The following is a 25,897-nucleotide window of genomic DNA, read 5'->3' as shown; positions in this document are numbered from 1 at the left end:
GAAAGAGCAACACCCATGCATGCCCCGCTGTCAGAAAGCGACTTTCACCAGTCCCTGCGCGAACCCCTGCTTAGGTATCACGGCTACGAAGAAAACTTCCATGACCAGCTCGAGACGTTCGAGCATGTGAGGGAACGCCTGCAGCAACCGCCCGAGATGATCTCGGCGATCCCGCTCTATAACCTGATGAACACGACCAAGCGCCTGGCGACTGACGCCACCGCGTTCCTGGTCAACTGCTATAGCGGCGGGCATGACATCGCCCAGCTTCAAGCTTTCTACGACCGTGCGGTCGAACATTGGGAAACCTACGCCCACTACAACCAGGCCTATAACGACAGCAATGATCGCGAGACTCCGTGGCCGCATGTTGCGCTGGCCGGTCCGGAGTACCATCAGGCGCTGACCATGGTTTGCCTTGGCCTCCTGCTCGGCAAGCAGGATATGCTGCATCGCCTGGTGCCGCTGATCGACTACCGCAATGAGAAGCGCGACGCGCTGGTCGAACGCTTGCTCAGTTGCTGCGTTGAAGGGCGCGATCCGGCTGTCGGCATCTGCCGCCGCAACCTGCCATACTCGAAAATTCTCCCCATCTTTGCCGCGCAGCCCGCCGAACGGCCGGCACTGATGGCGCAATATCTCGCAGAATGGTACGAGGCCAGCCGCCGCGAAAACTATTACGACCTGCACAAGACGGGATACCAGTTCGTCGGCTACTGGTCGTGGGAGGCTGCGGCAATCACCCTGGTGCTGGGCATCGACGAGGCGAGCTATCGCCACCTGCCCTACTACCCGGCGGACATGGTCGCCTTTGCACGCCAGGCCAACGCTGGCAAGATGCCGTCCTACGTCGCTCCCTCTATCGTAGAGGGCTCCGAACTGGCGCCGCCCGTCACGCTTGACGAGCTGGCCATGTTCTGGCGGCACAAGAAGCTGTCCCCTGCAGATTTCGAGCAGCGGCGCCGCTCCAGCCGCATGCGCTATGACAGCTACGGAGAAAACCTGGCGCACTTCACCGACAAGGTCTGTTACGAATGCGCCGACCCGGACCAGTATGACGGAGCACACCTGCTGGCATGGGAGTCCGTGAATCACCTGCGCAATGGCTACAGCGCCGGCCATGCATTGGAGGACCTCAATACTTTTTTTCCGCTGGCTCTCAGCTTTTGGGAAGACTACGCGCGCTTCCTAACGCCATTTACAGCGCCGGAGAACGGCGAGGACGAGGATTGCTACAGGCACTGGCTGGACCTGCAAGACGATGACTATCACACCGGCCTGTCGCTGGTGTGCTTCGCCATCCTGCTGGGCCACCAGGACAAGCTGGCGCGCATCATGCCTATCCTCGACCATGGCAACCGTCGTCGCGACGCGCTGCTGGAGCAACTGGTCGCACCATTCGTGCCTGGCCGCGAAGCCCCGCCAAAAAAATGCACGCGGGGCAGGCCCTACTCGCAAGCCCTGCCGATTTTCGCCGCAGTACCCGAAAAGCGCCCCGCTCTGATGGCCGACTACATGCGTGCCTGGTACGACATGAGCGAAGACGAACCGTATTTCGGCACCAACCGCAAGGGCTTCCAGTTCTTCGGCTACTGGTCGCTGGAAGCCGCAGCCATCAGCTTCGTGCTGGGCATCGACGACACCACCTACCGCCAAGACCACTTCTATCCGCGCGAGCTGATCGACTTCGCCCGCTCGCACATCGCATAACCCGGAGAGTCACATGAAAGCTCATTTCCTTGGCGCGCTGCTGCTCGCCATCGGCCTGCCGCTGCACGCGCAGCAATTCATCACCCCGCAACGCGACATCACAAGCATTTCGGCAAACGGCATGGAACTGCAAATGCTGTACACCGATATCGACAGGAATACGCCCCATACTTTGCGTTCCATCACCTTTTTCCGCGCCAATGACAAGGGTCCAGCACAGCAGATTCCCTTCGAAATCAAGAAGCGCTTCGTTCCTGCGCTGCAACTGGAATCTGGCGCAGATTGCGCCATCAGCGGATTCCGCGCTTTCAAGACAAAGTCTGGCCTGCGTGTGGTTTATGCCGAGCGCGATGGCATGTGGGCAGACGAGCGCCGCGTGAACTTCACGGTGCTGGAATTGAAAAAGAATGATGATCCCGAGACGGTGGACGCACCGGCGCTGGCCTTCCGAGAGGTTGGCAAGGTCGCCAGCAAGCGCAATTTCTGTGACGTGAACGAAGCAATGTCCGCGGAAGCAGCCCGCCTGTTCAAGTAAATGATGCGCTTTACTGCAGCCCTGGTCGGCGCACTCTCAATTCAGGCAGCTTCCGGTTCTGACGTCAATGGCACCTGGAAGTATGCACGCAGCCTCGACCCTCTCCAGGTCATGGATTCACCGAAGCCCCCTGCAAATCCCTATCTGCAAATTGTTGACAATGGGGTCTGGGTGAATGAAAACTGCTCTGGAAAAGCGAACAAGGAGAGGTTCAACTATTCGGAAGCCTTCCAGCTGCTGTTAAGGAATGGCTTCAATGAAGCGAAATTGAAGGATTTCCTGAAGGGTCAGGCTTCATTCGACCTTGGCCCGAAGGCCGTCTACTTCAAATCCGACGTCGGTTCACCCAAGTGCGGCGATGATTACAAACGGCTTCTGGTCCAGGACGACACCCTGCTCGTTCCTGTTGGCGGCGTTGTTCTTCGCGTTTACCGGCGCACGGGCGCCGGCCAGGGCAATTCGAATCCGCCCTCGACGATCGCGGACGGCCATCGATTCTCCCAGCTGCCTTACGATACCCTTGGCTTCTACAAGCTCTGTGCCGCCAACATCACTGGCCAGAGCGGCAAACCCAGTGCGACCACGAAGTGTGCCCCCGTCTATTACCCATATGTGGCAGATAGCGAAAGCAAGAACAGGCTCGCACAGCTAATTGGCAGTAATAATTACGAGAAACGAGGAGCACAGATGGCGCAAGACTACGCTCCTCCGTTTGCGAACAAGCTTCATCCCGTGTATACGGTTTTGCCGCTAATGAAAGACGTGACCGTGGTTCATGTGGAAGACCTCGAGCCGCAGAATGGAGAACGCGAAGTGATGTCCGGCGTATTCCTGTCGATCAAAGACGGCAAGGTGGTCGACCAGGTCAACGCCACGTGCGTCATGAATGAGAACTACATCTGCATGGCGGGCGAAACCAGGCAATACCAGCTTCAGCCGACAGGCAAGTTCAAGCACTTCTAACAAAAGCCCTGGATCGCCACGCGAATGAACCGGTTAACATCCTTCACTCTTCTTTACCTTCTGGCTCTCCTTCCCTGTTCTCATTCGTCTGCCGCGGACCTTTCCGGCACCTGGCGATTTGAAAAGGCCAGCGCTTACTACCGTCATCAGAAAACTGTTCGATCACCCGGCAAAAAGATACTCCAGATCGTCAACAATCGAACCAACTTTGATCCGCGTTGCTTAGGCACGTACCAGCGGAAAAAGTACTATTACAGCGAACTCTTTCAGTTGGCGCTTAAAGGAGGGGTAAGCGAGACTGCCCTGGGCGCCTTCATCAGGAAAGAGTTTGATGTTGCACTCCCCAAGAACGGTTTCTACTACCATCTGGAAGGCCCCTCGCAGGACTGCAGCGAAGAATTCGAAGATGTATTGGTTGACGGAGATAGATTGCTGGTCGCAGCCGGTGGCGAGACCTTTTATAGCTTTGTGCGCGCTGGAGGCATGGCCGCGAACAACGAAGCCCGCCAGCCCGAGTTAGCGGGACTCTCGCCATCTCACCTGCCGTTCGATGCCGAGATTTTTGCAAACCATTGCGAGAGCCATCTGGCCGGCCGCGGCGGAGGTTTGCGGGAAACCAGTCAATGCTCGCCGGTTTTCAACCCCTATATCGCCAGGAAAGAGAGCGCGAACTATATCGCGCAGCTTGTTGGCCACCACGACTATCGAAAAGGTGGCGCAAGTTTTGCCGATGACTACGCAACGCCTTTCTCACACGGCCTGCACCCGGTCTTTAACGTTCTCCCACCATTCAAAGGCATTGTCGTCGTTCGAGTGAACGACCTTGAGGCGGGCGAGAACGGAGGCCGCGATGTCATGGGTGGCGCTTACCTCTCCATTAAATCCGGAAAGGTCGTCGATCAGCTCAATGTACGCTGCAACTTCACTGAAGAATATATCTGCGTCGATGAGGACGGCAACCCGGAATACCAGCTTCTCGAAAGCGGTAAATTCAAGCGAATCAGACCAGCAAATTAATCAAACATGCGGCTTAAGACCACCCTGGCCTTCATCATTTCTGCCTGCTTCGCCAGCACAGGCTTCGCTTACGACTTCGAGAATGCAGTGCCATTGACGGTCGGCGTCCAGCTGGGCGAGACAAGGATCAACGACGTCCGGATTCGCCTGAACGGCCATGAGGTGGAACTGGCGCTCTCTTTTCACAACGCGACGAAGCATCCGCAGTATGCCGGTCTCTACGCCGCGACTCCCCTGTTCGAGTACCTTGGCGAAGGCGAAGCGTATGCAGACAAGACCTTCCGCGATCTGAAGGCGTTCCATGACGGCGCCCCATTGCGCGTAACGAGTACTCAACGGGCCTTCTTCCTCGGGCAGGACATCACCCCTGTCCTGCGCAAGGCTGGCCTTGGCCGGATTTACTCGAACGAGATCCATTGGAAAAAGCTCGAGAAGCTGCCGCTGCTACAGGGCATCCGCATCGACAACTGGCAAAGCCAGGTAACCTTCGGTTGGAGCGCGCGGATTGCGCCCGAATCAACTGGCGTTGAAAAGATCACGTATTCGGCATTGCCTCAGTTCGGGATTGAGAGTCTGGATTCCGACAACTTCTCGCAACTGGTTGAACAGCATTGCGGCGATCCCGAAATGCTGAAGGAGCTAGTCCATCAGGCCGCCCCGGAAGAAACGGGCGTGCTGGCAGAAGTCTTTCAATTCCCGCTGCCCTTCCTGAAAATGGAAAACGCGCATGTGACGATCGAGAAAGCAAGGCGCGGATGGCTGGACTCACGGCCGGTTGCCGTCCTGGCATGTGGCTATGACGGAGCACTCGGCCTTCCGTCGGAAGGCGCGATCCGGTCCGCCAACAATTCCCTCTCAATCCTGATGCTGTCGTTGCTGCCAAGCGCGCACTATGACGAAGGTCGCGCAATGCCGGCGACGAACTGAAGGGGCGCCCCTCCGAGCTCAGAGCCTCAAGCGCCCATCGCGGCTTTTTCAAGCTTGCTGCGGCTGTAAACGCGGCATTCGTTTTTCTTCCAGCGACCTTCGCAGACACGGAGACGGCAGCGGGCCGCATCCTGCTTGCCCTGCTTCTTGCATTGGTCGAGCGCCTTAGACAAGGACATGCGGGCGTTTGCTGAAGTGTCGTACTTGGCGTGGGCCACCAGCGCCGCCAGGAGCTGGACGTCATTCTCCTCTTCCGCGGATGGCTGCGTGGCTTCCTGCTCGGACTCCCTGGCTGGTTTTTCCTTGGCCGGCTTGCGTACCGCCTTTGCCGCAGCGGGCTTGCTTGCGGCCGGAGTACCGCTTTCCAGCATCTGCTTCAGCGATTCCTTTGGCTTGCCGACGACAGGCGGCGGCGATTCATCGATGATGGCTGCGACTTGTGGCGCATTCAAGGCGCCTAGCGGCGAATTGTCTGCTGGCTGTGCGGGCTGCACCGCTGCACCGGCGGGTGCGGCAGCAGGCGCGGTCGCTGCTGCGGATGCCGGCGCTGTTGCAGGCGCCGCTGCGGCAGCCACTGTTTCGGCAGCCGGTTCACTTCCGCCGAACGACACAAACGCCAGGGCGACGGCGATCAGCAGGACGCTCACGCCGCCGGCAATCCACAAGTGTTTGCGGCGCGGAGCTTCCGCAGGCGGCGGCTCAAACGCTGCCGGCGAAGCTGGTTGATTCTCTAGAGCATTTTGCTGCTCGGCCGAAAGCAGGCTTGGACGGCCTGCCGGTTTCCGGGTTTCGTTGCTTGATGACAATGGATTACTCCTGGCAAAGGTTATCATTAATATACTTTATCCCAGGAAAAAGGTGCGCACTCTAGGGCAGACCGCCTTTAACGGGGGCGCGCACGATTGAAATCCAAGTAAAAGCAGATTATCAGAACTTCAAGATATACTTTCCCGCAATAATTTATTGCTAAGGCGACACGCGCCCGCGATGTTATCAAATTAGTAATTTAGATTCCAGAGGTCAATTGTGGTGTTCGTCGCTGTCGTGCTGTATTTCCTGCTGGCTTGCGCGCTGAGCTGGATGGTCCTGTTCCCTGCCGGGCGGGCCTATGTCTCGCGCCGCCTGGAGCTGGTGGGCAGCCGTTTCCAGCGCCGCGTGCAGAACATCGCGCGCCGCGGCGGCGAGCAGGCCGGTGCACTGGGTTCGGAATCGGCCTTGGCCATGCGCCAGGGCGGAAACTTCCTGCGCGAACACAAATGGACCGCGCTTGCGGCGCTGTTCATCATGCTGCTGCCGGCAGTCGTCGCCTGGATGGCCAGCAGCCGCACCATGGTGGGCGGCTTCGATGCGCCGGTGCGCGAAGCGAACCAGCAGGTATCGGAGCTGCTGCACGGTGAGCAGCTGGTGCCGCCGGCTCCCCTGCCTCCGATGCTGTTCATGACACCGGAAGTCGAAATCGTGCGCCCTGGCCTGGTGTCGGCAAGCCGCGACTGGGCCTTGCTGGATAAGGACTATTCGCAGCGCTTGCTGCAGGCGTTCCGCATCATGAAGGAGCGCCATGGCTACGACATGGCCATCCTGGAAGGCTACCGCAGTCCTGAGCGCCAGGACGCGCTGGCGGCGCAAGGCAGCAACGTGACCAATGCCAAGGCCTTCCAGAGCTGGCACCAATACGGCCTGGCCGCCGACTGCGCCTTCCTGCGCGACGGCAAGCTCGTGATCTCGGAGCGTGATCCATGGGCCATGCGCGGATACCAGCTGTTCGGTGAAGTGGCGGAAAGCCTGGGCCTGACCTGGGGCGGCCGCTGGAAGATGATGGATTTCGGCCACACGGAGTTGCGTGTGGACGGCGTGAGAAGGAAATAGGAATTCGGAATGCCTGGAGCACATTTACAAGACGCGGCGCCCTTGCGCTCACGCTGGCCAACAGCGCCCCACCCCAACGTTACGCCTTGCTGGCCGGCCGCACCCGGCCCCGGCAAATAAAGCGCAATCCCTTAGCTAACCTTGCAAGAGTAGAAAAATGATGCACAGAATCCGGGAAATCCTGACCTCGCGCACCGCCTTCCTTATCTACGGCTGGCTTGCCTTCGCGGCATTCCTGCTAGTGGCGGCGGTGCTGCTGGAATTGCCATACACCCTGGCCTTTGCCGTGCTGGCAGCCGCCCTGCTGCTTGGCATAATGGTCTGGTCGTGGCGTCGCTATCGCGCGCGCCGCGCCGCCACCCAGTTGGGCAGCATGCTGGAACAGCAGGCCGTCACAACGCCTGCCAAGGCCGAACCAGCGCCGCGCCACGAAACGGAAGCCCTGCGCAAGCGCATGCTCGATGCGATCCAGACCATCAAGACTTCCAAGCTGGGCCTGCGCTCCGGCAGCGCTGCCTTGTATGAGCTGCCCTGGTACATGATCATTGGTAATCCGGCCGCCGGCAAGAGCACGGCGATCGCCAATTCCGGCCTGCAGTTTCCGCTGGCCGGCAGCCGTATCGTGCAAGGCGTGGGCGGTACCCGTAACTGCGACTGGTTCTTCACCACCGACGGCATCCTGCTCGATACCGCCGGCCGCTATGCGGTCAACGACGAAGACCGCGCCGAATGGTTTGGCTTCCTCAACCTGCTGAAGAAGTACCGCAAGAAAGCACCGATCAACGGCATCATCATTGCCGTCAGCATCGCCGAGCTGACCGGCAAGCGCCCGGAATTCGCGATCGAACTGGCCAAGAACCTGCGCCAGCGCGTGCAGGAGCTGACCGAAAAGCTGGAAGTGCATGCGCCGGTCTACGTCGTCTTTACCAAGGCCGACCTGATCAACGGCTTCACCGACTTCTTCCACGATTCCGAAATCGGCGAACGCGACCGCGTCTGGGGCGCCACCCTGCCCTACCACAAGAACCAGCCGAACGAAGACCTGCTGCGCCAGTTCGATGCGCGCTTTGACGAGCTGTATGAAGGCCTGAAGGAAATGAGCCTGGCCAATATGGCCCTGCAATGGCGCGAACGCCTGCCGTCCGGCGTGTTCACATTCCCGCTGGAGTTCAACTCGGTCAAGGCGCCGCTGCGCACCTTCATCGCGACGCTGTTCGAAGAAAACCCCTTCCAGTTCAAGCCCGTGTTCCGCGGCTTCTACTTCACCAGCGCGCTGCAGGAAGGCGAAGGCGTCTCCGCCACCTCGCACCGCGTGGCGCAGCGTTTCGACCTGAGCCTGCAACGCGAAGAGCACCACGGCAGCGAACAGCAGCATGGCTACTTCCTGCTCAAGTTGTTCCGCAACGTGATCTTTGCGGACAAGAACCTGGTGGCGCAATACGCCAGCCCGGCAAAAGTGCGCATGCGCTATGCGGCCTTCTTCGGCGCAGTGGCGCTGAGCGGCTTGCTGCTGGGCGGCTGGAGCTGGTCCTACATGGGCAACCGCACCCTGGTGGCCAATGTGCAGGCCGATCTCGACAAAGTCGTGAAGCTGCAAAAGCAGCGCCCTGACCTGGCGGCACGCCTGGAGGCGCTGGAAATCCTGCAGGACCGTATCGAACAACTGGACCGCTTCCGCGACAACCGTCCACTGTCGGTCAGCCTGGGCCTGTACCAGGGTGCTTATCTGGAACGCAAGCTGCGCGAAGAATACTTCGCCGGCGTTCGTGAAGTGATGCTGAAACCCGTTGGCCAATCCCTGGAAACCTTCCTGGGCGAAGTCAATACCAATGCCGAGCGCCTTCAACCGCTGGCGCGCAATGCCGCTGCCACGCCGGCAGCCGCAGCGGCGCCTGCAGCGCCAGGCGCGACGCCAGGCACTGCGCCTGCAACGCCGGCGCCTGCCGTGGCACACGCCGGGCCGCAGCAGTTCAAGGACGCCTCACCAGAAAACGTGGAAGACGCCTACAACGCGCTGAAAACCTACCTGATGCTGGGTGATAAGTCGCGCGCCGAAGCGAGCCACCTGAACGACCAGCTGACCCGCTTCTGGCGCGTATGGCTGGAGTCGAATCGCGGGGCGATGCCGCGCGAGCAGATGATCCGCAGCGCCGAACGCCTGATCGCCTTCTACCTGTCCGAGATCAACGATCCTTCCTGGCCGACCGTCGAGAACCGCCTGGCGCTGGTCGACCAGTCGCGCAACACCCTGCGCGGCGTGGTGCGCGGCATGCCGGCGCGCGAACGCGTGTATGCGGACGTCAAGGCCCGCGCCTCGACCCGCTTCCCGTCCATGACCGTGGCTCGCATCGTTGGCGACCAGGACCGCGAACTGGTCGTGGGCAGCTATTCGATTTCGGGCGCCTACACCCGTGCCGCCTGGGAAGGCTATGTGCGCGACGCCTTCAAGGAAGCCGCCAACCACGAGCTGCAAAGCGCCGACTGGGTGCTGAAGACCGCCGCCAAGGACGACCTGACGCTGGAAGGCAGCCCCGAGCAGATCCAGAAAGCCCTGGTCGACCTGTACAAGAACGACTATGCCAAGGAATGGCAGAAATTCCTGCAGGGCGTGGCGATCAAGGACTTGAACGGCTTCGAAGCGGCGGCAACCGCGATGAATCGCCTGGGCGATCCGCAGACTTCGCCGATTTCCAAGCTGGTCACCACCGTGTACCAGGAAACCTCGTGGGATAACCCTACCCTGCTGGATAGCGGCCTGCAGCGTGCCCAGCGCGGCATCGGCGACTGGTTCCGCGAAACCATCCTGCGCCAGAAGCCTTCGCAGGTGAACATCAACCTGCCGGCCAATCCGCAAGGCCAGCCTGGCGCACCGCTGCCGCTCGGTCCTGTCGGCCGGGAATTCGCCGGCGTGGCGCAACTGGTGGTCGTCAAGGACAACAACGCGTCGCTGATGCGCGGCTATATGGATAGCCTGGGCAAGCTGCGCGCGCGCTTCAACCAGATCAAGAACCAGGGCGACCCCGGCCCCGGCGCCAAGCAGCTCATGCAGCAAACGCTGGATGGCAGCGGCTCCGAACTGGCCGACGCCCTGAAATATGTCGACGAGCAGATGCTGGTCGGCATGAGCGACCCGCAGAAGCAGGCCATCCGTCCGTTGCTGGTGCGCCCACTGATGCAAACCTTTGCTGTCATCGTGCAGCCGACCGAAGCCGAGATCAACAAGGTATGGGCGGCGCAGGTGCTGGAGCCGTTCCGCCGCGACCTGCAGACCAAGTATCCGTTCGCGACCGAATCCAGGCAGGAAGCCAGCAATGCCGAAATCGGCCAGGTGTTCGGTCCAGAAGGCGCCGTGGCGAAATTCTTCAACACGACCATCGGCCCGCTGGTGGTGCGCCGCGGCGACTCCCTGAGCGCCAAGACCTGGGCCAATATGGGCATTACCCTCTCGCCTGCCGTCGCTACCGCCTTCCCGGGCTGGATTGCGCCGCTCAGTGCGAACGGCGTCGCCAACCAGGCCGCCAGCAGCGAGGAAGCGCAAACCCGCTTCGAACTGCAGACCGTGGCCGTGACGGGCGTCAGCGAATACACCATCGAGATCGATGGCCAGTCGGTACGCTGGAAAGGCCAGCAACAGCCGTGGGTGTCGATGGTTTGGCCTAACCCGCAAGGCGTGCCCGGTTCGCGCATTACCGCCTTCACGCCGGACGGCAGGAAGGTCGTGGTGCTGGAAGAGAATGGACACTTCGGCCTGAAGAAGATGATCGATGCGGCGCAGCGCAAGCGCCGTCCGGATGGCAGCTTTGAACTGAACTGGACCAACGGCGGCGTGACCGTGGCAGCCAACCTGCGCCTGTTGCCTTCGGCGCCTGCTCCGGTTGCAGCACCGGCCCAGGCCAGCCAGGGCTTCCGCAAGCTGCGCCTGCCTGACACCGTGGTTGGCGGCCCGGCCCCGGCCGGCGCCGGTGGCGAACCAGCCATTGCCGCCGCGGGAGGTGCGCAATGAGTCGCGCTGCTGCTATCGGTTACTTCGGCAAGATTCCGAGCCGGGCTGACTTCGTAAAAGGCGGCAGCGACCCGAAAGTGCTGCAGATGATGGACGACTGGATGGCGCGCTCGATGGACATGCTGAGCACCGACGCGCGCTGGAAACTGACTTACGACGCCGTGCAGCCGCTGCACTTTGCGCTGTTCGGGCCGCGCCGCCGCGCGGCGATCGCCGGCCATATCGCGGCCAGCAGCGACCAGTCCAGCCGCCGCTTTCCGTTCCTGATGGCCGGCAGCATCGACGTCGACGAACCGTCGTCTTTTGCCGCCAACAGCCCGCTGGTGCTGAACCGCCTGTGGAACCGCCTGGAAAACCTGAGCGGCGGCGTGCTGTCCGCCGAGGATGCGGCCGCGCCGCTGCAAGCCCTGAACGGCAACACCGTGGAACTGGACACCCATGCCAGCGCCTACGATGCCGCCTTTGCCGATTTCCTCGAACTGCAGACTGTCGGCGGCCTGGACGCCATGCTGGCGCAGGCCGGCTTCACCGGCAGCGTGCGCCAGGTGCTGCTGGCGCTTGGCATCCTGCTGCAACCGGTGATGGCAAGCAGCTCGAGCCGCCTGGAAAAGAGCCTGGTGCTGCCCCTGCCTACCGACCCGATCTACCGCTACCTGGTGGCGGCGTTCTGGATGCACGTGGTCACGCCATTCCTGGCGCGCGCCGACTTCGAGCTGTCGCTGTTCCTGACACGGCTGGATGACAAGCCGGTGCTGGTGCTCGGTTTCAGCGGCGCCTCGCCGCAAACCCTGCTCAGCATCATGGACCCGCAGGTCGGCGAAGGCCACCATATCGCCTTCGACGAGGTCAATTGGGTCGAGGACCAGGTGAATGAAGACCATGCGATCCAGAGGGTGTCGGCCTACCTCGCCAATCCCGGACTTTCCCTGAAATCTGCGCACGACTCGTTGCGTACTTCCTTTATTGGAAACTGATATGCGTTACCTTCCCCTCCTCCTGCTGTGCGCCGCCTTTGCGGCGCAGGCACAAGTACCCGGCCAGGTGGTCGCCAGCGGCACCGTGGCCGATGAAGCCAGCAAGGCTGCAGTATTGGCCAAGCTGCGCGAAGTCTATGGCGCCGACAAGGTGCTCGACCAGATCAACGTGGGCCAGGTCACCACGCCGGCCAACTGGAGCGATTACGTGCAAAAGCTCATTACGCCCGACCTGAAACAGGTCAGCCGCGGCCAGCTCAAGATCGACGGCACCACGGTTTCCGTGCGCGGCGAAGTCGCCAACGAAGCCCAGCGCCAGCGCATTGCCAGCGACTTTGCCACCCGGCTGAATCCTACCTATACCGTCACCAACGGCTTGCGCGTGTCGGCCGCCGACCAGGGCGTGCTCGATCGCACGCTGGCCAACCGCATCGTCGAGTTCGAAAGCGGCCAGGCCGTGCTGACGCCAACCGGCAGGGCCATCCTCGACGAAATGGGCGCCGCGATGCTGAAGCTCAAAGGCCAGAAGGTTGAAATCATCGGCCATACCGACAACGTGGGCCTGCGCGCCAGCAACCAGAACCTGTCGCAAGCGCGCGCCGAAGCAGTCCGCAACTACCTGACCGGCAAGGGCATTGCTGCCGAGACCCTGGTCGCTTCCGGCTCCGGCCCGGATCGCCCGATCGCCAGCAACGACACGGTCGAAGGCCGTGCACGCAACCGCCGTATTGAATTCCGCATGGCGCAGTAACCGAGGAGATATCCATGTTTAACGCAGAAACCTTGCTGGCGCCGATCTCGCCGGCACAACCGGCCGGCGACGACCTGTCCTTCTCCAGCGACTTCGACGCCATTGCGCAGGCGCGCCGCTTTGACGACCCTTCACTGGAGCAGGGCGAATGGGTCACCGAACTGAAAGAGGCCGACTGGGCCTTCGTTGTCAAGCGCTGCAGCACCCTGCTGGGCGAAAAGAGCAAAGATCTGCGCGTGGCAGTCTGGCTGGCGGAAGCCGCGGCCAAGCAGCACCGCATGCAGGGCCTGGGCGAAGCCTTCCGCCTGCTGGCGGGCCTGATCCGTGAATTCTGGAACAACGGCTTGTATCCTGAGCCGGACGGCGACGATATGGAGCAGCGCGTCGGCAACCTGGCCTGGATCCTGGGCCGCACCCCCACCCTGCTGCGTGAAATGCCGCTGACCGAAGGCCAGGGCACGGCGTTTTCCGCCATCGACTTCGACATGGCCCGCAAGCAGGCCAGCCTGCCGGAGCATGCGCGCAATCCGGACTGGCCAAAACTGGCCGACATGGAGACGGCTCGCTCGCGCAATTCGCCGCGCTTCCGCGAACAATTCGCGACCGATGCGCGCTATTGCATGGATGCCCTGAAAGAACTGGAACAGGTGTCCGATGAATTCCTGGGCAATGACAGCCCCGGCTTTGCAGCAGCGCGCGATGCCGTGCAGGCCATGATCGACGCGATGCCGTCGCACGCCAGCCTGCCGGCCACGGTCAGCACGCCGCTTGGCACGGCTCCCGCCGGCGAGCAGATCATCATTGCGCAGCCGGTGGCCGGCGTTGCACCGCAAGCGAGCGGCCCGATTGCTTCGCGCGCCCAGGCCATCACGCAACTGCGCGAGATCGCCAGCTTCTTCCGCCGCACCGAGCCGCACAGCCCCGTCTCGTACTTCGCGGACAAGGCCGCCGACGCCGGTGAGCAGGACCTGCACACCTGGCTGCGCAGCGTAGTGAAAGACTCCAACTCGCTGCAGCATATCGAGGAGATGCTGGGCATCTCCTCGTCCAACTGATCAGACTACGCTGTAGCTGAAATTCCCCTGCTGGTCGGCCGCTACTTCAATGCGGCCGATCGCACTGCCCTCCGCCATTTTCGCCAGCACCGCTTCCGCAATCTCAGGCAGCAAGGTGCCATTCAGGATATTGTCCACATTGCGGGCGCCGGAATCGACTTCGGTGCAACGCGCCAGCACGGCTTCGACCAGCGTATCGTCGTAATGGAAGGTCGCCTTGTGGTTGGCGGCCACGCGCTGGCCGATGCGGTCCAGCTTGAGCGTGATGATGCTGGCCAGGACATCGTCGCCCAGCGGGTAGTACGGCACCACTTTCAGGCGGCCAAGGAAGGCCGGCTTGAAGGCTTTCACCAGTTGCGGGCGGATCGCCGCTTCCAGTTCTTCCGGCGACGGCATTTCTTCCGACTCCTTGTTCAGGCAAGCCTGCATCATGGTCGCCGAGCCGACGTTGGAGGTCAGGATGATGATGGTGTTGCGGAAGTCGATTTCGCGGCCTTCCGCGTCGTCCATCACGCCCTTGTCGAACACCTGGAAGAAGAGTTCCAGCACGTCCGGGTGGGCTTTTTCCACTTCATCGAGCAGCACCACGCTGTACGGGTTGCGGCGCACTGCCTCGGTCAGCACGCCGCCTTCGCCGTAGCCGACGTAGCCTGGCGGCGAGCCTTTCAGGCCGGAGACGCTGTGCGCTTCCTGGTACTCGCTCATATTGATGGTCACCATCTTGCGCTCGCCGCCGTACAGCGCGTCGGCCAGGGCCAGCGCGGTTTCGGTCTTGCCGATGCCGGACGGGCCGACGAACAGGAACACGCCCTTAGGCTTGTTCGGGTCGTCCAGGTTGGCGCGTGCCGTGCGCACGCGCTGCGCCACCGCTTCGATGGCGTGCGGCTGGCCGATCACGCGCTCTTCCAGCGCAGGGCGCAGCTTCAGCACGGCCTGGATTTCGTCTTTCACCATCTTGCCCAGCGGGATGCCGGTCCAGCCGGCAACGATTTCAGCCACCACGTTGCCGTCCACCTGCACCGGCACCATCGGCGCTTCGCCTTGCAGCGCGCGCAGCTCCTTGAGCATCGCCTGGATGTCGTGCGCCTGGCTCGCTGCGCCGCCGGCGCCGGCCAGCTGCGCAGATGCCGCCTCGACCCTGGCACGCGCCTCGCCGATCTGCGCTGCCAGCGCCTTCTCCTGCTCCCAGCGCGCTTGCAGTGCAGCCAGTTCTTCCTGTGCCACGCTGCGGCTTTCAGCCAGTTCCTGCAGGCGCTCTTCATGCGCCCCGCCGGCCGCCAGTTCGCGCTCCAGCGCGCCCGTTTCAGCTGCCATGCGCTCCAGGCGACGCTGCAGCGACTCGATCAAAGCCGGCGTGGCGCTCTGGCCCAGCGCCACTTTGGCGCAGGCGGTATCGAGCACGCTGATTGCCTTGTCCGGCAGCTGGCGACCCATGATGTAGCGATGCGACAGGCGCACCGCCTCGGTAATCGCTTCGTCGAAGATGCGCACATTGAAATGCTGCTCCATCAGCGGAGCCATGCCGCGCAGCATGGCGCAAGCCAGTTCCTCGCTCGGCTCCTCGACCTTGATCACCTGGAAGCGGCGTGCCAGCGCGGCATCCTTCTCGAAGTACTTCTTGTACTCGCCCCAGGTGGTCGCTGCGATGGTGCGCAGTTCGCCACGCGCCAGCGCCGGCTTGAGCAGGTTGGCCGCATCGTTCTGGCCGGCCTGGCCGCCTGCACCGATCATGGTGTGCGCCTCGTCGATGAAGAGGATGATCGGCGTCGGGCTCTTGCGCACTTCGTCGATCACGTTCTTCAGGCGGTTCTCGAATTCGCCCTTGACGCTGGCGCCGGCCTGCAGCAGGCCCATGTCCAGGGTGTGGATCGCCACGCCCTTCAGCACGTCAGGCACGTCGCCCTGGGCAATGCGCAGGGCCAGGCCTTCCACCACGGCAGTCTTGCCGACGCCGGCCTCGCCGGTCAGGATCGGGTTGTTCTGGCGGCGGCGCATCAGGATGTCGATGGCCTGGCGGATTTCCGCATCGCGGCCAATCACAGGATCGACCTTGCCGGCGCGTGCGCGTTCGGTCAGGTTGGTGGTGAACTGGTCCAGCGCCGGGGTCTTGCCTGCGGGCTGCTGCATTTCGCCGACCGGATCGCCGCCCAGGTCGCCGTCGCCGCCCGCGCCCGCGGCGCGCGTGGCGGCCGCCGCCTCGGCTTCTTCCGAATTGGCGGTCAGCTTGTCCAGGTGGTGCTTGATATCGTCGGCCTCAAAGCGATGGAACAGGGCCGAGCTGCGGTAAGCCAGCTGCGACAGTTCCGGATCCGTCAGCATGGCCTGCAGCAGGTGGCCACTGCGGATGAAGACTTGCTGGCCGGCCTGCAGGTCGAGCGAGGCGATCAGCCAGGCGTGCTCGAACAGCTTCGGCAGGCGCGCCGAAAACACCGGGGTGCGCGCATTGCCGCTGCGGAAGCGCGCGATCTCGGCCTGCAGGTCGGCCTGCAGGCGGCTGGTGTCGACTTCAAAATGGCGCGCCAGGGCCACCATGTCGCTGCGCGGGTTCTCCAGCAATGCGAGCAGCAGGTGTTCCTGGTCTACTTCATACTGGCCAAGGCCAACGCAGATGCTGGCCGCGCGAGTGGCCGCATTGCGGCAAGTGTCATTCAGTTTCCCGATCAGGGTTTTCAGGTTGATGCTCATCGAGCGGTCCTCACATTGTTAATCCATGGATGAAGTAGCGGACATCGGTGCGGTCTTCGCTTGCACCCTCGTCCGGTATGAAACTGTCCCAGCCCAGCCGCGCGCCGGCGCCAAGCGACGCCCCGGAGACGTCTTCGGCGCGCAGCACCAGGCAGATTTCGTATTCCAGCGTGACCCCGGTAAACATCGACAGCAGCTTTTCCAGGGCACGCGCAGCAGTACCACCGGGCAGGAAAGCATCGAAATCTGTGCGCCGCAGCGGGCCGATGGTCAGGCGCATGCGCAAGTCGCGCTGCCAGACGCGCGAGCCGATCATGGCGGTGGCGCCCAGTTGCGCCTGCACGCCGCCCAGCATGGTCTGCTGCAGCGCCGGCACCTCGCACCAGCAGCCGACAAACTGCGTTGCCTTGATATCGACGCGGAAGTATTCGCCCAGCACGCGCGCCATGGTCGATGCCGAAGCCGGACGTTGGCGCAGCGCCGTGGCAAAGTAAGCCAGCGACTCGTCGCGCACCGCACCGGAAGCCTGGGCTTCGCGGCCCGACAGCCTTTGCGTCAGCCCCTTGTTGCCAAGCCCGCCCAGCGCCAGCAGCAGCGGCAGGAACCTGTCCTGCCCATCGACCTGGTATTTGAGCTCCAGCCGGTACTTGCACCAGGCTTCGTAGAAAAGCGACAGCGAGCGGGTCGAAAACGCATCGAGGAAGGCGCGCGGCCCCTCGTCCTTCGCGTACAGCTGGTGCGCCGCAATGGATTCCGTGTAATGCGCCGGCAACGCTCCCGAGCTGCCCAGGAAGCCCATGAAATTGGGCGTCATGCGCAGGTAGCGCAGCTGCTTGCTCTGCAAGGCATCCGCCAGCGCCGGCGCGGTAGGCAGGATCTCGCGCGGCTCCGGATGCAGCGTTTCGAGCTGGCTGGCGGGGAAGCGCAGCGTCACCGAATTCTGGAAGCGCATGAAGTTGGCGATCGCGCCCTCCTGCGCCACGCCGTTGCGGCGCAGCCATAGCTCCACCATCCGCACCGCCTGGAAGAACTGGAAGCGGAACGGCTCGGCGAACAGGCGCTCGATTACAGCAGGCTCAAATCGCCGCTTCGCGGTGTGCATCGCAGCAGCTCCTCCCCAGTCCTCTCGGCCACGACGACCAGTTGCGTAAAGCTGTTGGCATGCACGTACAGGCCCAGGAAACGTTCAATCACCTGGGCGAAGGCATGGATGCCGCTGCCGACGAAAGCTTCTTCGTCGATCGTCAGCCGCACTTCCATGCCGCGCACCACGCAGGCGAACGGGTTTCCCGCCAGCCAGGCGTTGGCCGGCTTGTATTCCACCGATTCCAGCCCGCGAATCTGGCGCTGGGTCGCCGCCGAGCGCGGCAAGTCGTACAGTCCCAGCATTTCCTGGAAAGCCTGCAGGCCGCCGCCCGACAGCGACAGGTGGTTCAGCGACAGGTGCGACACCAGGCGCCAGTGCGCCCCATGTCCGCGCTCGAAGCGCTGGGAAGGCGTCGGCTTGCGCAGGAAGCTGATGCTGCGTACGCTGGAGCCGCCTTCCAGGAACAAGTCGCCGCCTCGAAGGCCATAGGCCAGCGATGCCGGCAAGTCGCGGTTGGTGCAAGTCAGTTGCAGGCTCAGGGTATCGGTTTCCACCTCCGCCGGATCGAAGTCGATGTCGACAACAGTGATCTCGGTCTCATAGCCGGGGCTCTTGTGCGCCATCTGTTCATCGCGCCGCATCACCCAGTAATGGCCATGCTTTTCCGGCGTCTCGCCGTGGCGCAGCGAGTAGAACGGCCGGAACTCGACGATCGATTCGCCCTGCGGGGTCTGGCGCACCATGCGCACCGCGTCGATGGAGTAAACCTCGTAGGCATAGGCGCGGCGCGCATCGGCCAGCACTGGATAGCTGGCAGCCGTATGCGAGATGCGAATCGGCTCGCCGCGCTGGTGGAACAGGTTGACCACAGGGGTGCAGCCCAGCAGCAGGTTGTTGGTCGACAGCGTCGCCAGCATGCGCGCCACATGCGAATCGGGACGTATGCCGTTCATGGCGATGTGCAGCGTCAGGCGCTTGGTGCCGATCGGCAGCAGCGCACACAGGGCAGCGAGGTCGATATCGAAGAAATTGAACTTCTCGGGGAAGCAGAAATACTCGGTCAGCAGGCGGTAAGCCTGGTGCGAGCGCGCCGAAAAATCGATCAGCGCATCTTCCTCCTCGAAGCCTGCGGCCGCGACGGGAATGCGCGCCAGCGGCAGCCAGCGGCCGTCGCCATCGCACTCGACCCAGGCTTTGGCGCTGCGCATGAACAGCGCATCGCGCAGGGCGGCGCAGAACGAGGGTTCGCCGTCGATGAAGACGCGCAGGCTCGATACGCCCATCGCAGGCAGGCCAATCTGCTCGGACACCGAATCGATCGTGATCGCCAGGCCGGCGCCGGCGCCCGGAGGCAGTTGCACCGATTCCGGCGAGGCCAGCGCCGCGGTGAACGAGGCGTGGCTCAGCACAAGGGGCGCTACCGTCACCGGATAGGAAGTGCGGAAAGTGCACGCGACGCCGTTGACGGGCCGCGTGTTGAGCACCGTTCCGCGCGCAATCTCGCTGGCCGCCGTCAACTGGGCGGCGGTGGTGGCATAGTCCATGCGCGCGATCGAGCAGGACGGGAATGGGCGCAGGTAGTGCGGATAAAGCACCTCGAACAGTGCTTCGGTAAATTCGGGGTAATCGTCGTCCAGGCGCTTCGACACGCGCGAATTCAGCAGCGCGAAGGACTGGATCATGCGTTCGATATGCGGGTCTTCGCATACCTCGCCGCCAATCAGCAGGCGGCCAGCAATCTTGGGATAGCGCTCGGCGAATTCGCGTGCATAGCGCCGCAGGAAACCCAGTTCGCGCTCGTAATACGGCAGTAACTCTTCCAAATCATGCTCCCGGCAGCGCGCGGCGTGCCTTGCTAATCGTGTATTGCAGGCTGGATGGCTGCAGGACCGCGTCGAAGTTGACCGGCTCCTGTGCCGCGTGCAGCACCAGCAGCGCCGTAATGGCGAAATTCAGGCGGTCGATGCCGCCCTCTTGCATTTCAAGTGAGGCTCGTACATTGCGCAGGCGCGGCTCATGCCGTGCAATGGCACGTTCCAGCCCCTGGCAAATGGCAGCGCGGTCGTCCGGGCTCGCCAGCGACATGCCGGCGAAATCGTTCAGCCCATAGCTGACGATGGAACGACCGCACTCCGGAAAGCGTTTGAGCAGATGCTCAGGGATGACGGTTCGGGTATTCAGCAATGCTTCCAGGTCGCGCGCGACGGAGTCCTTCATCTCGTCGAGCGACATGCGGTAGACGGCCGCACTGCCGGAGCCATCACCAGGCTGGAGCAACCGGTCCATCAGCCCCGGCGCAAATCCCCTTACCGTCATTCAGTCCCCGCTTAAGCTACTTTATTGGTCGACAGGTCCCAGCCGCCGGAGGTGTTGCCGCCGGTGCCGCCGTTGACTTTCTGCTGGGTGTACTTCCACTTGACTTTGGAGTATTTCAGCGAAACGTCTTCGCCCAGGATGTCGCCCTGGCGAACTTCTGGAGCGACGCTGGAGATCAGCACGTTTTCCAGTTCGATTTCGAAGTACTTGACGCGGTCGCCCTGGCCGTCAGCACGCATGAATTCGATTTTCGCTTTTGGCAGGGTTTTGCCCGAGGAGCAATTCTGCAGCAGCAGTGGCGAAGCCAGGTCGGCCAGCTTGTTGATGACGATATCGCGGTGCTCGGTGCGTTCCGCGGTATGGCCGCCGCCAGTAGATGCGGTGGCCGACTTTGGCTGCAGGACTTCCCACTGGACGGATTTGACTTCGATCCAATCCTTGTGGGCGGTATCGGTGGACTCGCCTTTGATACCGTCGATTTGCAGGTAAACGTCGATTGCCATGGTATTCCTTTCTGTGTTTAAAGATAAAAATTACGACTTGGTCGATTGCGGCAGCTCCGCGACCAAACGGAGTGAAACGGACAGCTCGTCGAGCTGGAAGTGGGGACGCAGGAAGGACACAGCGCGATACACGCCTGGACGGCCAGGCACTTCAGACACTTGCACGTTAGCTTCACGCAGTGGGAACTGCGCTTTTTGCTCCTGGCTGGCGTTGTCGTCCAACAGCACGTACTGGGTCAGCCAGCGGTTCAGGTAATCCTCCACGTTCGAAGCAGCCGCGAAGCTGCCGATCTTGTCGCGCATCATGGCCTTCATATAGTGGGCGATGCGCGATACGGCGAAGATGTACTGCAGCTGGGCCGACAGCACGGCGTTGGCGTTGGCAGCGTCGGTGTTGTACTTGCGCGCTTTCTGCGCGGACTGCGCGCCGAAGAAGGCCGCGTAGTCGGTATTCTTGCAATGCACCAGCGAGATGAAGCCAAGGTCGCTCAGCTCTTTCTCGCGGCGGTCGGTAATGGCGATTTCGGTCGGGCATTTCAGCGCGACTTCGCCTTCGTCGGTCTTGAAGGTGTGGGTTGGCAGGTCTTCCACCAGGCCGCCGCCTTCCACGCCGCGGATGGCTGCGCACCAGCCAAAGTCCTCGAAAGCGCGGGTCAGACGCACGCCGAAGGCGTAGGCGGCGTTACACCACAGGTATTTCTCGTGGTCGGTGCCGTCCACGTCTTCCACGTAGTTGAAGCCTTCCACCGTGGCGCCATCGGCCGGGTTGAACGGCAGGCGGCCCAGGAAGCGCGGCAAGGTCAGGCCGACGTAGCGCGAATCCTCGGATTCGCGGAACGACTTCCACTTGGCGTATTCCACGGTGTCGAAGACTTTCGACAGGTCGCGCGGCTTGCCCAGGTCGGCGTAGGTCTCCAGGCCGAACAGCTCGGGCGAAGCGGAGCTGATGAAAGGCGCGTGCGCGGCAGCCGCCACGTGCGACATCTGCTCGATGAAGTACATGTCTTCCGGCTGGCGGGTGATTTCGAAATCGCCCAGCAAGGCGCCGAACGGAGCCCCGCCGAAGGTGCCGAATTCCTCTTCGTAGACCTTCTTGAACATGGAGCTCTGGTCGAATTCCAGCGCGCCCTGGAAGTCCTTGACCAGTTCCTTCTTGGTCGCGTTCAGCATCTTGATCTTCAGGCCGGTGCTGGTCGCGGTGTTCTTGACCAGGTAATGCAGGCCGGTCCAGCTGCTTTCCAGCTTCTGGAATTCCGGTGCGTGCATGATGACCGACAGTTGCGAGGAGATCAGGCGATCGAGTTCCGCCACGCGGGCGTCGATGGTGGCGGCCAGGTTATCCGACACCACCACGGTGCCGGCCATGACCTGCTGCGCCAGTTCGGAAATGATGTCTTTCGCACGTGCGTGCTCGCTGGTCGACTTGGCGACCTTGCTCTGCTCGACGATCTGGTCGAGCAGGTTTACTTCTGCGGTGGCCAGTGCACCGGCGGCGTTCAATTGTGCCGACATCTCATTCTCCTTGTTCAGGCTTCTGGCCCAACTCGGCCAGTTTCTCGGTGCTGCGCAAAACGTCGTTCAGCAAGTCTTCCAGCTTGTCATTGCCGGCCAGCTTGTTGCGCAGGTCGGCCAGCTTGTTGCGCGCTTCCAGCAACTGGCGCAGCGGCTCCACCTGCTCCACCACCGACTCCGGACGGAAGTCGGAAATGGCCTTGAATTTCAGGTCGACGCCGAACTGGCCTTCGCCGCCCAGCTCATTCGGCACGCGGAAGGCAGCGCGCGGTTCCACGCCCTTCATCACTTCGTCGAAGTTGTCGCGGTCGATGTTGACGAAGCTGCGATCCTTCAGGCGCTTCTTCTCCACCTCGGAATTGCCGCCGAAATCGCCGACAACCCCCATCACAAAGGGCAGTTCCTTGTTTTCGATTGCGTCGCCGATTTCCACGTCGTAGGTCATCTGGACCCGTGGCGGACGGATTTTCTGCAGGCGCTTCTGGACGCTTTCGTTCTTGGACATGGCTTCTCCTTCTTTGGACTTGGTGGTTATTTCAGTGCGCCGAATGGGTCGGCGCTAGGGGTCGATGCAGGCGTCCGGGCAGATTGAGCCCTGGTCCGGACGGCATTGGCAGCGGCATTGGCGGTGTTGTTGCTGCGCGCCTGCGGCTTTTTATCGGTATTTGGCACCAGCACGGTTTCGCCCAGGCTCTCGCGCAGCAGCTTGGCCAGGTCCTGGGATTCGGTACGGATCGAACCGGACAGGTTGTTCTGGCGGCTCAGGTCACCCAGGGCACGGGTGGACAGGCGCAGGCCGGAAATGGCGATGATGCTGTTGGCCAGCTGGTCGGATGGATCGCGCACCAGGATCTCCTGGGCGCTCACGATCGCTTCGCCATATTGCCCTGCGTCATAGCGGGACTGGGCGATGTTCACCCATGGCGACTTATCGGCAGGGTAGGCGTTGGCAGTTTCCTTCCACAGGGTGATGGCCTGCTCTTGTTTACCGGCCACTTTGGCTTCGGTAGCCCGGGCCAGCATGTCTTCCAGCTTCGGTTTTACCGGAACGGCAACTTTAGCGGTATCCATGGTCTGGCAGGCAGACAGGGAAGCAGCGATTGCTGCGATGCACAAAATACGGGAGATAACAGTGATTTTCTTCATAACTAACCTCATCGAACGGACAAATAGCTTTTTTACAATAATTGCGTCGGACGAACGTTAGCAGAAAAAAAATATTACCTACGCACAATTGAATCTCACCAATTTCCACATCCCCGCGCACGATTGAGCCTTTTAATACAGGCTTTCTCAGGAAGTGTTATTGTTCTGGCACTTACCAGAAAACAATTATCAGAAGGATCACAGATGGCCAGCAAGGTGTTATGGGGCGAAGGCCTGTTTTTGCGCCCTCAGCATTTCCAGCAGCAGGACCGCTATCACGAGCACCGATTGCATCGCAGCGTAAAAGCCGTGCATCCGTATGCGTGGGGCGTCGATCGCCTGTCGATCGACATGGAAGCCTTGGCGCATAACACGCTGCGCCTGCTCGAACTGTCGCTGGTATTGCCGGATGGCGAATTGATTGAAGCGCCGGGCCATGACAACCTGCCGGAAGCGATCGACCTGGGCCAGCTCGCGCAATCGCAGCACAGCGTGACCTGGTACGCCGCCCTGCCCGTGTTCAAGCATTTCGGCGGCAATTTCGCGCAAGCCGGCCAGCCCGCGAATGGCGCCCGCTTCTCGCAAGCGAATGCCGAGACGCCCGACCTGTACACCCAGGCTGCGCAAGCCGAACTGGCCTACCTGAAAAAATCCCTGCGCCTGGTGTCCGACGCCGAACCGCGCGAAGGCTATGTGTGCCTGCCGCTGCTGCGCCTGCGCCGCCTGTCCACCGGCGGCTTCGAACTCGATCCGAGCTTCGTGCCGCCAAGCCTGACCATTCGCACCGCCCAGCCCTTGTTCCTGCAACTGCGCCGCCTGCTCGATGCGCTGCAGGCCAAGGTCAATGCGCTGTACGGCCACCATCGCGAGCCTAGCCGCAACGTGATTGAATTCCGCAGCGGCGACATGTCCACTTTCTGGCTGCTGCATACCGCCAGCACCGCCTTCGCTTCGCTGTCGCACTACTACCATAACCCCGAGCTGCACCCGGAACGCCTGTACGAACAGCTGCTGTCGCTGGCGGGCGCGCTGATGACGTACTCGCGCAGCTGGTCGCTGTCGGACTTGCCGCCTTATCGCCACGACGATCCGGGCCCCGCGTTTTCGCAGCTTTACATGATCGTGCGCGAACTGCTGGATACCGTGATTTCCTCGCGCTACTTTGCCATCGCTCTGTCGCAGCCGAAGCCGGCTCACCACCGCGGCATGCTTGATTCCGGCAAGATCAGCGAAGACACCACCTTCTACCTGGCTGTCGGCGCCGAGATGCCGGCCGTCGAACTGGTGGAAGTCGTGCCGTTGCGCTTCAAGGTCGGCGCACCGGACGACGTCGAAAAGCTGGTGCTGTCCGCCATGCCTGGCGTGCGGCTGGCACATGCGCCGCAAGTCCCGGCCGCGGTGCCGGTGCGCCCGGACACCTGCTACTTCACCCTGGACTCCAAAGGCCCGTTGTACGAGCGCATGCTGCAGGCCCAGTCCATCGAAATCTATGCCCCGGCCGGCATGCGCGAATTGAGACTTGAATTGATTGCCGTGAACTCCTGAATCAGAGCAGAACATGAACACCATCGCCCCACCTTCACTTATCGCCGAACCAGTTGCCGCACCGGCCGCCAGCGGCTCCTTGCTGGACATGATGTACGACGGCTTCTACGCCCTCTTCATGCTGAAAAACGGCAGCGCGCCGCAGGACCACGCCGAGTTCCAGTCGCGCATGACGCGCTTCCTCGACGACTTCGGCCGCAATGCGCGCAAGAAGAACGCCTCTGCCGACGATATCGACGCCGCCAAGTACGCCTTTTGCGCCGCGGTCGACGAGATCATCCTTCGCTCCCACTTTTCCATCCGCGATGCGTGGGAACTGAAGCCGCTGCAACTGACCCTGTTCGGCGACCAGCTCGCCGGCGAGAACTTCTTCAACCGCCTGGATGCGCTGCGCACCCGCAGCAGCGAACACGTGGAAGCGCTGGAAGTGTTCCATATGTGCCTGCTGCTTGGCTTCCAGGGCCGCTACATCCTGGAAGGCTCGGAAAAACTGGGCTACCTGACCAGCCGCCTGGGCGACGAAATCGCCCACATGAAGGGCCGCCGTCCCGGCTTCGCGCCGCACGCCGAACGTCCCGACCAGGTCATGCACAAGCTGCGCAGCGACCTGCCGCTGTGGGTGCTGTGCTCCGTGTTCGCATTGATTTCCGCGCTGGCGTATATCGGCCTGCGCACTTCGCTGTCCAGCCATACGGCGCAGCAAGTGAGCGCCTATAACGACGTCGTGCGCATGGCGCCGCGACAAGCGCACGTCACGATTACCCTGCCGTAAAGCGCTTGCTGCCGGGACAGCCTGTCCCGGCAAGGCCGCCTGTTTCAATGAAGAGAATCCTGTTCGCCATCATCCTGCCATTCGCCTGCTGCGCCGCCATTGCCAACCCCGCGGATAAATCTCAGCGCGAAAGCGAAGCGATGAGCGAACGCATCAAGCAAGGTGATAACGATAAGCAGCGATGGGCACGTATCTCGCTTTATTCGGATTCGGAGGCCCCTGAAGACTTGGCTATGCCGCTGGTCAAGGACGCCGGATTGTGGATGAAACTTGATCCGTCGCGCGGCCATCTTGAATTCAGCTCCAAAGGAAGCGTCCAAGTCTTCGCCATCGCTGCTGCGCGCAATGCGAGGCGCACGGTCTGCTCCAAGTACAACTTACGTGTAATCGACACGAGCTACTTGCGAAATGGCGCAGGCAATCTGACCTGCATCGATAACGCCGCAACTGAAGGCAAAGGCACTGAGGCCGGCTATTGTGAGGGGGAGCGGCCGCCTCTCGTCACGTCGAGACATGTCAACGACTAAACT

Annotated in this window: 22 protein-coding genes; 13 read left to right on the top strand and 9 right to left on the bottom strand. The window is 62.0% G+C overall.

Annotated elements, in window-relative coordinates; genetic code table 11:
* The first annotated feature begins 15 nt into the window (after window positions 1-15).
* Genes ACN9MY_RS10015 through ACN9MY_RS09995 form a run of 5 tightly spaced genes read left to right on the top strand, consistent with a single transcriptional unit; the run spans window position 16 to window position 5,152 of the window.
* Window positions 16-1,710 (top strand): PoNe immunity protein domain-containing protein, encoded by a 1,695-nt coding sequence (locus ACN9MY_RS10015; protein ID WP_426337247.1) that lies wholly within the window; start codon window positions 16-18, stop codon window positions 1,708-1,710.
* A gap of 13 nt (window positions 1,711-1,723) precedes the next feature.
* Entirely contained in the window at window positions 1,724-2,245 is a 522-nt protein-coding gene (locus ACN9MY_RS10010) for a hypothetical protein (RefSeq protein ID WP_426337246.1), read from the top strand.
* Window positions 2,246-3,208, top strand: a complete 963-nt coding sequence (locus ACN9MY_RS10005; RefSeq protein ID WP_426337245.1) for a hypothetical protein — start codon at window positions 2,246-2,248, stop codon at window positions 3,206-3,208.
* Window positions 3,209-3,232: 24 nt separating this feature from the next.
* Window positions 3,233-4,225, top strand: coding sequence for a hypothetical protein (locus tag ACN9MY_RS10000; RefSeq protein WP_426337244.1), 993 nt, complete (start codon window positions 3,233-3,235; stop codon window positions 4,223-4,225).
* Window positions 4,226-4,231: 6 nt separating this feature from the next.
* Window positions 4,232-5,152: a hypothetical protein gene (locus tag ACN9MY_RS09995; protein ID WP_426337243.1), complete on the top strand. Its 921-nt coding sequence runs from the start codon at window positions 4,232-4,234 to the stop codon at window positions 5,150-5,152.
* A 26-nt stretch (window positions 5,153-5,178) separates the two neighbouring features.
* On the opposite strand, the gene ACN9MY_RS09990 is transcribed toward ACN9MY_RS09995, so the two are convergent.
* On the bottom strand, window positions 5,179-5,958 hold the full coding sequence (locus ACN9MY_RS09990; protein ID WP_426337242.1) for a hypothetical protein: 780 nt from the start codon (window positions 5,956-5,958) through the stop codon (window positions 5,179-5,181).
* Between the two features lie 220 nt (window positions 5,959-6,178).
* On the opposite strand from ACN9MY_RS09990, the gene ACN9MY_RS09985 reads away from it, so the two are divergent.
* The 5 genes from ACN9MY_RS09985 to tssA all read left to right on the top strand — a co-directional run bounded on the left by ACN9MY_RS09985 (window position 6,179) and on the right by tssA (window position 13,801).
* The gene (locus tag ACN9MY_RS09985; protein WP_426170295.1) at window positions 6,179-7,018 is read left to right on the top strand and encodes a M15 family metallopeptidase; all 840 of its coding nucleotides are present in this window, start codon (window positions 6,179-6,181) and stop codon (window positions 7,016-7,018) included.
* A 160-nt stretch (window positions 7,019-7,178) separates the two neighbouring features.
* Window positions 7,179-11,021, top strand: a complete 3,843-nt coding sequence (gene tssM / locus ACN9MY_RS09980; protein WP_426337632.1) for a type VI secretion system membrane subunit TssM — start codon at window positions 7,179-7,181, stop codon at window positions 11,019-11,021.
* Entirely contained in the window at window positions 11,018-11,995 is a 978-nt protein-coding gene (gene tagF / locus ACN9MY_RS09975) for a type VI secretion system-associated protein TagF (protein WP_426170293.1), read from the top strand. Before tssM ends, tagF begins: the two co-directional genes overlap by 4 nt.
* Window position 11,996: 1 nt before the next feature.
* Window positions 11,997-12,746: an OmpA family protein gene (locus tag ACN9MY_RS09970; protein ID WP_426170292.1), complete on the top strand. Its 750-nt coding sequence runs from the start codon at window positions 11,997-11,999 to the stop codon at window positions 12,744-12,746.
* Window positions 12,747-12,760: 14 nt separating this feature from the next.
* Window positions 12,761-13,801: a type VI secretion system protein TssA gene (gene tssA, locus ACN9MY_RS09965; RefSeq protein WP_426170290.1), complete on the top strand. Its 1,041-nt coding sequence runs from the start codon at window positions 12,761-12,763 to the stop codon at window positions 13,799-13,801.
* Here the strand turns inward: tssA and tssH are convergent, their stop codons facing one another.
* The 8 genes from tssH to ACN9MY_RS09925 are packed head-to-tail and all read right to left on the bottom strand — an operon-like array spanning window position 13,802 to window position 23,050.
* Window positions 13,802-16,486: a type VI secretion system ATPase TssH gene (gene tssH / locus ACN9MY_RS09960; RefSeq protein ID WP_426337241.1), complete on the bottom strand. Its 2,685-nt coding sequence runs from the start codon at window positions 16,484-16,486 to the stop codon at window positions 13,802-13,804. It lies immediately after the preceding gene.
* A gap of 10 nt (window positions 16,487-16,496) precedes the next feature.
* A complete protein-coding gene (gene tssG, locus ACN9MY_RS09955; RefSeq protein ID WP_426322083.1) occupies window positions 16,497-17,588 on the bottom strand; it encodes a type VI secretion system baseplate subunit TssG in 1,092 nt (363 codons plus the stop codon).
* Window positions 17,552-19,396: a type VI secretion system baseplate subunit TssF gene (tssF, locus tag ACN9MY_RS09950; RefSeq protein WP_426322081.1), complete on the bottom strand. Its 1,845-nt coding sequence runs from the start codon at window positions 19,394-19,396 to the stop codon at window positions 17,552-17,554. Before tssF ends, tssG begins: the two co-directional genes overlap by 37 nt.
* 1 nt (window position 19,397) lies before the next feature.
* A complete protein-coding gene (tssE, locus tag ACN9MY_RS09945) occupies window positions 19,398-19,859 on the bottom strand; it encodes a type VI secretion system baseplate subunit TssE (protein WP_426170283.1) in 462 nt (153 codons plus the stop codon).
* A 41-nt stretch (window positions 19,860-19,900) separates the two neighbouring features.
* Entirely contained in the window at window positions 19,901-20,392 is a 492-nt protein-coding gene (locus ACN9MY_RS09940) for an Hcp family type VI secretion system effector (protein ID WP_426170281.1), read from the bottom strand.
* Window positions 20,393-20,422: 30 nt separating this feature from the next.
* Window positions 20,423-21,904, bottom strand: a complete 1,482-nt coding sequence (gene tssC / locus ACN9MY_RS09935) for a type VI secretion system contractile sheath large subunit (RefSeq protein ID WP_426170279.1) — start codon at window positions 21,902-21,904, stop codon at window positions 20,423-20,425.
* Between the two features lies 1 nt (window position 21,905).
* Window positions 21,906-22,409 (bottom strand): type VI secretion system contractile sheath small subunit, encoded by a 504-nt coding sequence (gene tssB, locus ACN9MY_RS09930; protein WP_426170277.1) that lies wholly within the window; start codon window positions 22,407-22,409, stop codon window positions 21,906-21,908.
* Window positions 22,410-22,435: 26 nt separating this feature from the next.
* Window positions 22,436-23,050: a tetratricopeptide repeat protein gene (locus ACN9MY_RS09925; RefSeq protein ID WP_426170275.1), complete on the bottom strand. Its 615-nt coding sequence runs from the start codon at window positions 23,048-23,050 to the stop codon at window positions 22,436-22,438.
* 204 nt (window positions 23,051-23,254) lie between these two features.
* Here ACN9MY_RS09925 and tssK point away from each other — a divergent pair, with 204 nt between their 5' ends.
* Genes tssK through ACN9MY_RS09910 form a run of 3 tightly spaced genes read left to right on the top strand, consistent with a single transcriptional unit; the run spans window position 23,255 to window position 25,894 of the window.
* Window positions 23,255-24,595: a type VI secretion system baseplate subunit TssK gene (gene tssK, locus ACN9MY_RS09920; protein ID WP_426170274.1), complete on the top strand. Its 1,341-nt coding sequence runs from the start codon at window positions 23,255-23,257 to the stop codon at window positions 24,593-24,595.
* Between the two features lie 13 nt (window positions 24,596-24,608).
* Window positions 24,609-25,367, top strand: coding sequence for a type IVB secretion system protein IcmH/DotU (gene icmH / locus ACN9MY_RS09915; RefSeq protein ID WP_426170273.1), 759 nt, complete (start codon window positions 24,609-24,611; stop codon window positions 25,365-25,367).
* Window positions 25,368-25,414: 47 nt separating this feature from the next.
* Window positions 25,415-25,894, top strand: a complete 480-nt coding sequence (locus ACN9MY_RS09910) for a hypothetical protein (RefSeq protein WP_426337240.1) — start codon at window positions 25,415-25,417, stop codon at window positions 25,892-25,894.
* The last annotated feature ends 3 nt before the right edge of the window (window positions 25,895-25,897 follow it).

Origin of the sequence: Pseudoduganella sp. R-31 (genome assembly GCF_049913235.1) — a bacterium.
Classification (GTDB): domain Bacteria; phylum Pseudomonadota; class Gammaproteobacteria; order Burkholderiales; family Burkholderiaceae_D; genus Rugamonas.
The sequence above is the reverse complement of the archived record's forward strand: the minus strand, read 5'-3'. Positions and strand labels throughout refer to the sequence as shown.

Excerpts from the sequence above, each read along its gene's own strand:
- ACN9MY_RS10015 (WP_426337247.1), top strand. The coding sequence starts at position 16 with ATGCATGCCCCGCTGTCAGAAAGCGACTTTCACCAGTCCCTGCGCGAA.
- ACN9MY_RS10010 (WP_426337246.1), top strand. The coding sequence starts at position 1,724 with ATGAAAGCTCATTTCCTTGGCGCGCTGCTGCTCGCCATCGGCCTGCCG.
- ACN9MY_RS10005 (WP_426337245.1), top strand. The coding sequence starts at position 2,246 with ATGATGCGCTTTACTGCAGCCCTGGTCGGCGCACTCTCAATTCAGGCA.
- ACN9MY_RS10000 (WP_426337244.1), top strand. The coding sequence starts at position 3,233 with ATGAACCGGTTAACATCCTTCACTCTTCTTTACCTTCTGGCTCTCCTT.
- ACN9MY_RS09995 (WP_426337243.1), top strand. The coding sequence starts at position 4,232 with ATGCGGCTTAAGACCACCCTGGCCTTCATCATTTCTGCCTGCTTCGCC.
- tssM (WP_426337632.1), top strand. The coding sequence starts at position 7,179 with ATGCACAGAATCCGGGAAATCCTGACCTCGCGCACCGCCTTCCTTATC.
- tagF (WP_426170293.1), top strand. The coding sequence starts at position 11,018 with ATGAGTCGCGCTGCTGCTATCGGTTACTTCGGCAAGATTCCGAGCCGG.
- ACN9MY_RS09970 (WP_426170292.1), top strand. The coding sequence starts at position 11,997 with ATGCGTTACCTTCCCCTCCTCCTGCTGTGCGCCGCCTTTGCGGCGCAG.
- tssA (WP_426170290.1), top strand. The coding sequence starts at position 12,761 with ATGTTTAACGCAGAAACCTTGCTGGCGCCGATCTCGCCGGCACAACCG.
- tssH (WP_426337241.1), bottom strand. The coding sequence starts at position 16,486 with ATGAGCATCAACCTGAAAACCCTGATCGGGAAACTGAATGACACTTGC.
- tssG (WP_426322083.1), bottom strand. The coding sequence starts at position 17,588 with ATGCACACCGCGAAGCGGCGATTTGAGCCTGCTGTAATCGAGCGCCTG.
- tssE (WP_426170283.1), bottom strand. The coding sequence starts at position 19,859 with ATGGACCGGTTGCTCCAGCCTGGTGATGGCTCCGGCAGTGCGGCCGTC.
- ACN9MY_RS09940 (WP_426170281.1), bottom strand. The coding sequence starts at position 20,392 with ATGGCAATCGACGTTTACCTGCAAATCGACGGTATCAAAGGCGAGTCC.
- tssC (WP_426170279.1), bottom strand. The coding sequence starts at position 21,904 with ATGTCGGCACAATTGAACGCCGCCGGTGCACTGGCCACCGCAGAAGTA.
- tssB (WP_426170277.1), bottom strand. The coding sequence starts at position 22,409 with ATGTCCAAGAACGAAAGCGTCCAGAAGCGCCTGCAGAAAATCCGTCCG.
- ACN9MY_RS09925 (WP_426170275.1), bottom strand. The coding sequence starts at position 23,050 with ATGAAGAAAATCACTGTTATCTCCCGTATTTTGTGCATCGCAGCAATC.
- tssK (WP_426170274.1), top strand. The coding sequence starts at position 23,255 with ATGGCCAGCAAGGTGTTATGGGGCGAAGGCCTGTTTTTGCGCCCTCAG.
- icmH (WP_426170273.1), top strand. The coding sequence starts at position 24,609 with ATGAACACCATCGCCCCACCTTCACTTATCGCCGAACCAGTTGCCGCA.
- ACN9MY_RS09910 (WP_426337240.1), top strand. The coding sequence starts at position 25,415 with ATGAAGAGAATCCTGTTCGCCATCATCCTGCCATTCGCCTGCTGCGCC.